The sequence below is a fragment of the Paenibacillus sp. HGF5 genome, from assembly GCF_000204455.1.
Lineage (GTDB): Bacteria > Bacillota > Bacilli > Paenibacillales > Paenibacillaceae > Paenibacillus_AQ > Paenibacillus_AQ lautus_A.
This window is the reverse complement of sequence record NZ_AEXS01000114.1, coordinates 1-8,073: the sequence shown is the minus strand read 5'-3', so window position 1 is coordinate 8,073 and position 8,073 is coordinate 1. Positions and strand designations below refer to the sequence as shown.

General features: G+C 51.5%; 8 protein-coding genes. 3 read left to right on the top strand and 5 right to left on the bottom strand.

What is annotated here, in order from left to right:
- A partial coding sequence (locus HMPREF9412_RS17930) for an aldehyde dehydrogenase (RefSeq protein WP_009593074.1) occupies positions 1-1,281 on the bottom strand: 1,281 nt, incomplete at its 3' end.
- 97 nt (positions 1,282-1,378) lie between these two features.
- On the opposite strand from HMPREF9412_RS17930, the gene HMPREF9412_RS17925 reads away from it, so the two are divergent.
- Positions 1,379-2,287 (top strand): metallophosphoesterase, encoded by a 909-nt coding sequence (locus HMPREF9412_RS17925; protein WP_009593073.1) that lies wholly within the window; start codon positions 1,379-1,381, stop codon positions 2,285-2,287.
- Between the two features lie 231 nt (positions 2,288-2,518).
- Here HMPREF9412_RS17925 and HMPREF9412_RS17920 read toward each other — a convergent pair whose 3' ends face one another.
- Together HMPREF9412_RS17920 and HMPREF9412_RS17915 are read right to left on the bottom strand one after the other, a co-directional pair.
- A complete protein-coding gene (locus HMPREF9412_RS17920; protein WP_009593069.1) occupies positions 2,519-3,328 on the bottom strand; it encodes a histidinol-phosphatase in 810 nt (269 codons plus the stop codon).
- Between the two features lie 53 nt (positions 3,329-3,381).
- The gene (locus tag HMPREF9412_RS17915) at positions 3,382-4,284 is read right to left on the bottom strand and encodes a LysR family transcriptional regulator (protein WP_009593067.1); all 903 of its coding nucleotides are present in this window, start codon (positions 4,282-4,284) and stop codon (positions 3,382-3,384) included.
- Between the two features lie 419 nt (positions 4,285-4,703).
- Between HMPREF9412_RS17915 and HMPREF9412_RS17910 the strand changes: the two genes are divergently transcribed.
- Together HMPREF9412_RS17910 and HMPREF9412_RS17905 are read left to right on the top strand one after the other, a co-directional pair.
- Positions 4,704-5,162, top strand: coding sequence for a chemotaxis protein CheX (locus HMPREF9412_RS17910; RefSeq protein WP_009593072.1), 459 nt, complete (start codon positions 4,704-4,706; stop codon positions 5,160-5,162).
- 94 nt (positions 5,163-5,256) lie between these two features.
- A complete protein-coding gene (locus tag HMPREF9412_RS17905) occupies positions 5,257-6,030 on the top strand; it encodes an SDR family NAD(P)-dependent oxidoreductase (RefSeq protein WP_302621997.1) in 774 nt (257 codons plus the stop codon).
- 12 nt (positions 6,031-6,042) lie between these two features.
- On the opposite strand, the gene HMPREF9412_RS17900 is transcribed toward HMPREF9412_RS17905, so the two are convergent.
- Positions 6,043-6,876 carry a nucleotidyltransferase domain-containing protein gene (locus HMPREF9412_RS17900; protein ID WP_009593068.1) on the bottom strand — a complete coding sequence of 278 codons (834 nt, stop codon included), beginning with the start codon at positions 6,874-6,876 and terminating at the stop codon, positions 6,043-6,045.
- Positions 6,877-6,920: 44 nt separating this feature from the next.
- The gene (locus HMPREF9412_RS17895) at positions 6,921-7,862 is read right to left on the bottom strand and encodes a helix-turn-helix transcriptional regulator (RefSeq protein ID WP_009593071.1); all 942 of its coding nucleotides are present in this window, start codon (positions 7,860-7,862) and stop codon (positions 6,921-6,923) included.
- Positions 7,863-8,073 lie beyond the last annotated feature (211 nt).

The window sequence follows — 8,073 nt, the reverse complement described above, 5'->3', positions numbered from 1 at the left end:
ATGGGAGAACGTGTGAAAGCTGTATTCCCCGTGATACGAGCCGATCCCGCTCTCGCCGACGCCTCCGAACGGAAGGAAGGGGGTTGCCAGGTGCATCAGCGTGTCGTTGACGCATCCCCCGCCAAAAGAAACCGAGGAGAGCACGTAATCCTGCACATCTTCATTCTCGGTAAACAGGTAAAGCGCGAGCGGCTTGGGACGGGCTTGAATCGCTTGGACCGCCTCGTGCAGATCCTCATAAGTCAGGATCGGACACAGCGGACCGAAGATTTCTTCCTCCATGATCGGCATATCCCAGGTGATATCGTCAAGCACGGCGGGCTCGATGAGCAGCTTATCCCGTGACGTGCCCCCGCCGTGGCGCAGGGTTCCGTTGTCCAGAAACTTGGAAAGCCGGTCAAAATGCTTCTCCGAAACGATGCGCCCATAATCGGGATTGGTTAGCGGGGTCTCGCCGTAGAATGAAGTGATGGCGTCTTTCAGGTGCGCGATGAACTTCTCTTTCACCTTGCTGTGCACAAGCACATAATCGGGAGCGACGCACGTTTGGCCTGCATTCGTAAACTTGCCGAATGCGATACGCGAAGCCGCCAGGGCAAGGGGCGCATCCTCGTGGACGATGCAAGGGCTCTTGCCCCCGAGCTCCAGCGTTACCGGTGTCAGCTGCTTGGCGGCGGCTTCCATGACGATTTTGCCGACGTGGGTGCTGCCGGTAAAAAAGACATAATCCAAAGGCTGCTCCAGCAGGCTCGTGCTAACCTCGGGTCCTCCCTCTACAGAAACCACGTATTCCGGCTCAAACGTCTCCTTCATGATGGCCGTAATGAGTCCGGATACGTTAGGCGTCAGTTCGGAGGGCTTCACAATGGCCGTGTTCCCGGCGGCCAAGGCACCGATCAGCGGGGAGATGGCCAGCTGCCAAGGATAATTCCAGGGGGCGATAATCAGAACCGTCCCATAGGGCTCCGGGTAGACCATTCCCTTGCTGCCCACATGCGTCAGCGCGGTTTTGACGCGGTGCGGCTTGGCCCAGCGCTTCAAATTCTTTATGATAAAGGAGAGCTCCTTGTAGACGATTCCGATCTCGGTCGTGAAGGCTTCCTGTTCACTCTTGTTCAGGTCCTTGCGCAGCGCCTCCATGATATCGTTCTCTCTGGCAATCAGGATTTGGCGCAGCTTGGTCAGCTGCTGGAGACGGAAATCCACTTCCTTGGTAATGTCTTTATGAAAAAAATGCCGCTGTGCCGAAACTATAGCTGCGATCGAATCGTTAACAGTCATATATAAACCCCTTTCTCTTGTTATTTCATGTATATGAATAAACATAAGAGCGTTAATACTTGAATTCTTTCATTATTATATAGGAGGATGTCCCCCTATGAGAAATCTATCTTCGGAGATGCCCCAGGGTACAGCCGGCGGGGAGGCGAAGCGAGATCTTAAACAGAAGAGGATGTCGCGCCGCCGATTTCTGAAGATCGGCGTTTCCGTCTTGGCCGGAGCTGGCCTTGCGGGCGGAGCTTATGCGTCGTTATGGGAGCCTCGTCAATTGGATATTACGAGACACACGCTAACGTTTCCTTCGCTGCCCAAGGCTTTTGATGGCATGAAGATCGTCCAGTTTAGCGATTTACACCTGGGCTTTCATGCAGGGGCGGACAACGCGGCCCGTGTGGTGCAAGCCATTCATCATGAAAAACCGGACATGATCTGTTTTACGGGAGATATGGTGGACGGCAATGCGGAAGATATGAGGGCTGCGATACAACCGCTCGCTCAGCTGAAAGCCCCGCTAGGCTTATTCTCTATATTAGGCAACCATGATTACGGGGACATTCAGAAATTGATTGCTCTGGAGGAGGAGGCCGGGTTTCAAGTGCTGCGAAACGACGCCGTGAAGCTGAGGCGGGAGGGTGCCGTCTTCGCCGTTGCGGGTTTGGACGATGGCATCTGGGGAACGCCGGATCCGGAAGCTGCCATTCGGGATCTGCCCGAAGGCATGTTCAAGCTGCTGCTGATGCACGAGCCGGATTATGCAGATACTGCGGCAGCCTATCCCTTTCATCTTCAGCTATCCGGACACAGCCACGGAGGACAGATCCGCCTGCCTTGGATGGGCGAGGTGATCACGCCGCCTGGAGCCAAACGTTACGTGCAGGGCCTGTACACTATAGGTTCCCGAAGCATGCAGCTCTATGTAAACAGGGGAATCGGCACGACGCATCTGCCTTTTCGTTTTCTATGCAAGCCGGAGCTTACCGTGCTTACATTGCGGTCCATGGTTTAAGCGCAAGCGGTATATGTAATCTGAAAAGTTCAAGATGAAAGGATCACTTGGAATTTGTTACACAATTGAAATATACCTGTTATCAAACTCTAACAGCCGCGGGTTAAACTTATCACATGACCCCCTTTTGAGAATATATATTATGTTTCGGACCCGGTAACGGGTCCACTTTTTTTGCCTATTTTGCCGCTAACATAGCGATATAAATGAAAAAACAGAAGGAGTACCCCGTTAAAGAGGTACGGGCACCTTCTGTTTTTGTTCGAAATAGACCCATTCCGTGTATCCGATTTCCTTAAGCACCTTGGCCACTTCGTCAAATTCATCTCCGACCCGGGACGGTTTGTGGGCATCGGAGCCGAAGGTGACCTCGACGCCGTGATGGTGTGCTACTTCCAATATGGCGTTCGACGGATACCAGCCGCCGCACAGCTTGGTTTTGCCGGACGTGTTGATTTCGATGGCGAGGCCCGATTCCGCAATGACTTTCAGCGTTTCCTCGATCGCTTCATCGGCTTTGATCTCGGAGAACAGCGGATAATTGCCCTTCATCGCATCCATATGGGCAATGATCTGGAACATTCCGCTTCTGGCGGATTGGCGGATCAGATTGAAGTATTCCTCTTTATCCGCAACCTGCTGCTGAGGCGTCAGCTTCTTCCAGCGGTTCTTGTTGAAGATGCTGACATCCCTGACGTGATGGATGGAGCCGATGATGTAGTCAAAGGGATAGGCCGATAACGCCTGCTGGTAAATCTGGGCATGGTTCGGGAAATAATCGGATTCGATGCCCAGCAGGACCTTGATTTTCCCCTCATATTCCCGTTTTAAGTCCAGAACCTCTTGCACGTATGCCGCAAAGTCCGCTTTTGCCATGGAAATGGCCGGGAAGGGCTGCTCTTCCGGGCTTCCGAAGTATGGCGTATGGTCGGAGATCCCGATGACCTTTAAATCTGCCGCGATCGCAGCCTCGATGTAATCCCGGATATTGCCGTCGGCGTGGCCGCAGCGAAAGTGATGGGTATGCAGATCGAATTTCATATTGACCTCCTTCATGTCGATTGATTGGTTATGGTTCTAAGGGGCGGCCCGCATTATTCACTGCTGATGAATTGGGTCTCGGGCATGCCCTTCAGGTCGCTAAGGAATTGGCGCATGGCCGAGCTGACATAACGCCCGCTCTTATAGATTACGCCGACAGGGTGGCTGACTTCAAGCTCGCTTAGGGGAACGATCTGCAGGGTGCCGTTGCGCAGCTCCGTCGCGACGGATTGCTTCGATATGATCGCTGCGCCCAGATTGATCTCGACCATCCGCTTGATTTCTTCGCTGCTGGACAGTTCCATGACCACCTGAGGATCGACGCCGTGCTTCTTCATGACTTCATCGGCGAAGCGGCGGCCGACGGTGTCGCGCGTTAGCAGAATAAGGGGGGTTCCGGCCAGCACATCCATGTTGGCCGTGGAAAGCTTGGCCAGCGGATGCTGGGGTGATACGACCAGCTCAAAGGTATCGTAATACAGAACGGATGTGCTTAAGTTGGGATTGCGCTCGATCAGATAGCCGATCCCGATGTCGATGAGTCCGTTCTCCACGCTGTGGTAGATTTGGGAAGAGGCCATGGATTGAATGGTTGTTTTTATGTGAGGGAATTGATCCTGGAAGTAGGAAAGTACCCGCGGCAGGATCTGAATCGCTATGGAAGTGGTTGTGCCCAGCTGGATATGACCCTGGGGGGTTTGATCAAGGTCCGACAGCCGCTGCTTCAGCTCATCCACGATGCCGAGGATCTGCTCGGCATGGTCCACGAAGACCTGGCCCCGGTCCGTTAACGTCACGGGCTGGCTCCGGTCCACCAGCACCGTTTTAAATTCTTCCTCCAAGCTCTTGATCTGGGCGGATACCGCCGGTTGTGTCAGATTAAGAAGCTCTCCCGCTTTGCGAAAGCTCATCGTTTTGGAGATGGTAATAAGCGTTTCCAATTGGCTGATGTTCATAGCCTTCCTCCTTCTTGATTTATTCTTCCGCTCATCTATCGCGTGCAACCTGTATGTTTTAAATTATAGGTTATTCTCCCCGGTGGAGCAACGAAGGGAGCAAACCGGATGGTTTTCGGCCGAAAAAGATGAAAAACATTTTTATTTTCATTTTAATTATTATTAAAAGATGGGGAAACCATCCGATAATAGTAAAGTAGACATAGAAAAAAGGTAAGACCTAAGGCCCGTTTAAGCGAAAGGAATATCTTCGTACTAAAGCGTTTCAAGCGATAGCTGACATGGTAAGACCGTGGTCGGAATGAGGGCTGTCGCTATTTTGTGATGATTTATTACAAGGTATCCATTATAATGTTTAAATATATAGGTGGGACTTTGGGACCCTGACCAACAACCCAGTGAAAGGGGCGTAATGAGGAATGAAAGCGGAAGTCATCAATCCTTTTTTAGAGTCCGCACGACACGTTATCGAACAAGTCATACAGGTTTCACCCTCCACGGGGAATCTTGGGGTCAAAGAGATCGGATATATGGAGAATCATATCTGGATCCAAATCGGCATGACAGGCCAAATGAACGGTGACATTGTATTTGGAATTCAGGAGCAGGTAGCGCTGCAGATGGTATCGGTGATGATGGGCGGCTATGTCATTACCGAAATGGATGAGATGGGGCAAAGCGCGATTTCAGAGCTCGGCAACATGATCAGCGGCAATGCCAGCACCATTTTATCGAACCAGGGCGTCAGCGTGGATATCACACCTCCCAAGGTAATGAAGTCGGATAGCACCTCCAGTCTTATTCAGAAGAAGGCGCTTTGTATTCCGCTTCGAATGGAAGGAATCGGAGAGCTGGATATTCAAGTCATGATTTCATAAAATAGGAGTAATGAACCCAAGTCCGTGCGTAAAGCTGCTCTCTGGATATTTTAGAATGGAGGGCTGCGCCGGTGAGGAAAGGGATAATGAAATCATGCTGAATCATAAAGTTGTAGTTGTTACGGGAGCATCCAGCGGAATCGGTGCCTTGATCGCGGAGAAGCTCTCCGCTCAGGGAGCTTACGTTGTTCTGTGCGCCCGTTCGGCCGATCGTCTGCAGGAGGTGGGTGCGCGTTTATCCGGTCCCCACGAGCTGGCAACCATGGATGTTCAGAACTCTGAGCAGGTGTCGTCTGTCATGGAGGCCGTATTTCAGCGACACGGCAGAATCGATGTGCTGATTAACAACGCCGGATACGGCAAGTTTGAAAGTATTATGGACATGCCACAGGAAGAGTTTCAGGATATGATGGACGTCAACTATATGGGCATTGTACGCTGTACGCAAGCGGTGCTGCCGGGCATGCTGAAGCAAGGGGACGGCCAAATCGTCAACATTGCATCCATGGCGGGGAAGATCGGAACGGCCAAATCCACCGCCTATTCGGCTACCAAGCATGCCGTGCTAGGGTTCAGCAATTCACTCCGGCAGGAGCTGCGGAACACGGGCATAACCGTATCGACCGTAAATCCCGGACCGATTGATACTCCGTTCTTTTCCTTGGCCGATCCGACCGGCGGGTATGTCAAGAATGTAAGCTGGTTCATGATGAAGGCGGATTATGTTGCGGATCAGGTTGTAAAGCTGGTTCATAAACGCAAGGAAGAACTGAATCTTCCGAGACTGGCCTCCTTTGGCATAAGGCTGTATCAGCTGTTTCCGCGGTTTGCAGACCGTGTGTCTTACAAATGGATGAATAAGAAATGAGGGCCGTGCGCGCTACAAAGCCTCCGTTTCGGCTATAAGGTCCTGAAGCAGCGCAGTGGCTTGTTTTGTTTTTTCTGTATCCGATGAGAGCAGCGTGATCACTTGGTCCAGGCGTTCCTTGTAATTCGCCGGCTTGCGGAAGAAGGTCTCGATCATGGCCACCGCACGCTTCTCATTGATACAGTACATTTCATTTTTGGCAAAGAGCACCTGGTTCAAGCACGAAATGGAGCGGAAGCAGTGACCTGTAACATACGTGACGTCATCGCTGGAAGCCGTTTTACTCGCCAACATCAAAGAGAAGGATGCCTCGAAAGTGAAATAGCCGATCATCGCATCCTGCAGTGGCTTCGGATAGGGAGCCGTTTTGGCTTTCAGAGTCTGTATGCGGTTATCCGAGTCCCACAATATACGGCAGATCGCAATTTCCCCCATATACATGACATTCAGATAAGCATGCGGATGTCCGGTTTGGTAATGCGCGGACACCTTACCTCCTGAACAGTCGTCGATGATGCCGGACACGCGGTGCACATCCCGGAATAAGAAATCCACATGATACCCCTCGATCACTAACCAGCCGCCTCCGTTAACCCAGGCTCCCCATTCGCCCAATGAAGTGATAATCCCGTCCCGATGCTCGTCATCTAATTTCTTCGCGATTTTGGCGATGTCCTCCACCCTGAATCCTTGGGCTTCATCATAATAAATGCCGATATCGATATCGGAATCCGGTCTGGCGGTTCCTTTGGCCCTGGATCCCCCGAGAACGACTCCTGTAACGCCGGGTACCCCGCGAAGCTCTTCCGTTATCCGCTCAATTAAGCGATCCACTTGTGAAGTCATGCATATTCTCTCCTTCATTTCTCCCAACTGGGATTGAGTTGTCCTTATGTATACCTTAGCCTCATGGATTCAATTTTCTCCCGGGTCCATTGAACTGCTTCGGCTGGGGAGGTGATGACAGCCTCCTCTCCGAGACGCCATACATAGTCCGAATAAAAGTTGACGTCGGTTGCCGGTATTTCAAGCCGAACGACCCCGCTGCCGTCCGTGTTCCTATGGATATGGGAACCGAGTCGTGTATCCGTCTCGAGCAGCCAAACCCCTTTGGAAGTTAATTCTACCTCAAAAAACTTCATCTCGACATCCCCAATCCCGGGCATGTCCTGCAGCGTTTGGCTTGCGATATCTTCACGGATCGATAAGGATTCATTGGGGCTGGCCGCCGTCATCCGGTCAACCCTGAATTGCCTGATGTCCTCTTGCGTAAAGCAGTAGGCGGGACAATACCAGTACCCCGAGCTTGCATACAGCCCGATCGGCTGGATATGCCGCTGGCTGCTTCCGGCGGAAGAACGATAGGAGATCGTGACCGCTTGCCGGACCATGACGGCTTGCATTAACGTTTGTAAAATATCGGCCGACATCGGACGGAACGGGCTGTGAATCATGACGCGATCCTTAAGACGGTCGATCTGCTCCTTAATATCTGCCGGCAGGTAATGATAGAACTTATGGAGTGCCGTGGCGGCTCCTTCACCAAAGGGCAGCGTACTGAAGTAGCTCAGGGATTGGCAGGCAAAAAAGATGGCAATCGCTTCGCTTTCCGTGAAACTGATCGGTGGCAGCATACGTTCCTGCAGCAATCTGTAGCCGCCGCCTCGTCCTTGCACAGAGTAAATGGGGACGCCGAGCCCGCTCAGCTCATCCAGATCTCTTGATATCGTTCGGACGGAGAGTCCGAATTCGTCGGCCAGCTCTCTTACGGTAAACGACTTTTTTGCATTGATCATCATCATTAATTGAATCAGGCGCTGCGATTTCTGCATAAATGACCCCCCCATTCTTCATTATTTATTTTATCTTATTCTCTAAATAAGACAACATTTGTCTTATTTAAAGGATATGATGTTCTCAAGCAGCAAGGGTTCCATTGAATCCTTGGAACAAAGGTACATTATGGAAGGGGAATATGCATGACTAAACAACAAAAAATGATGAAGGAAGAACTGGGGTTTGTTTTTATACATGGGGCCGGAA

Bases quoted from the DNA above. Each gene is read 5' to 3' on its own strand.
- HMPREF9412_RS17925 (WP_009593073.1), top strand. From the start codon at position 1,379: ATGAGAAATCTATCTTCGGAGATGCCCCAGGGTACAGCCGGCGGGGAG.
- HMPREF9412_RS17920 (WP_009593069.1), bottom strand. From the start codon at position 3,328: ATGAAATTCGATCTGCATACCCATCACTTTCGCTGCGGCCACGCCGAC.
- HMPREF9412_RS17915 (WP_009593067.1), bottom strand. From the start codon at position 4,284: ATGAACATCAGCCAATTGGAAACGCTTATTACCATCTCCAAAACGATG.
- HMPREF9412_RS17910 (WP_009593072.1), top strand. From the start codon at position 4,704: ATGAAAGCGGAAGTCATCAATCCTTTTTTAGAGTCCGCACGACACGTT.
- HMPREF9412_RS17905 (WP_302621997.1), top strand. From the start codon at position 5,257: ATGCTGAATCATAAAGTTGTAGTTGTTACGGGAGCATCCAGCGGAATC.
- HMPREF9412_RS17900 (WP_009593068.1), bottom strand. From the start codon at position 6,876: ATGACTTCACAAGTGGATCGCTTAATTGAGCGGATAACGGAAGAGCTT.
- HMPREF9412_RS17895 (WP_009593071.1), bottom strand. From the start codon at position 7,862: ATGCAGAAATCGCAGCGCCTGATTCAATTAATGATGATGATCAATGCA.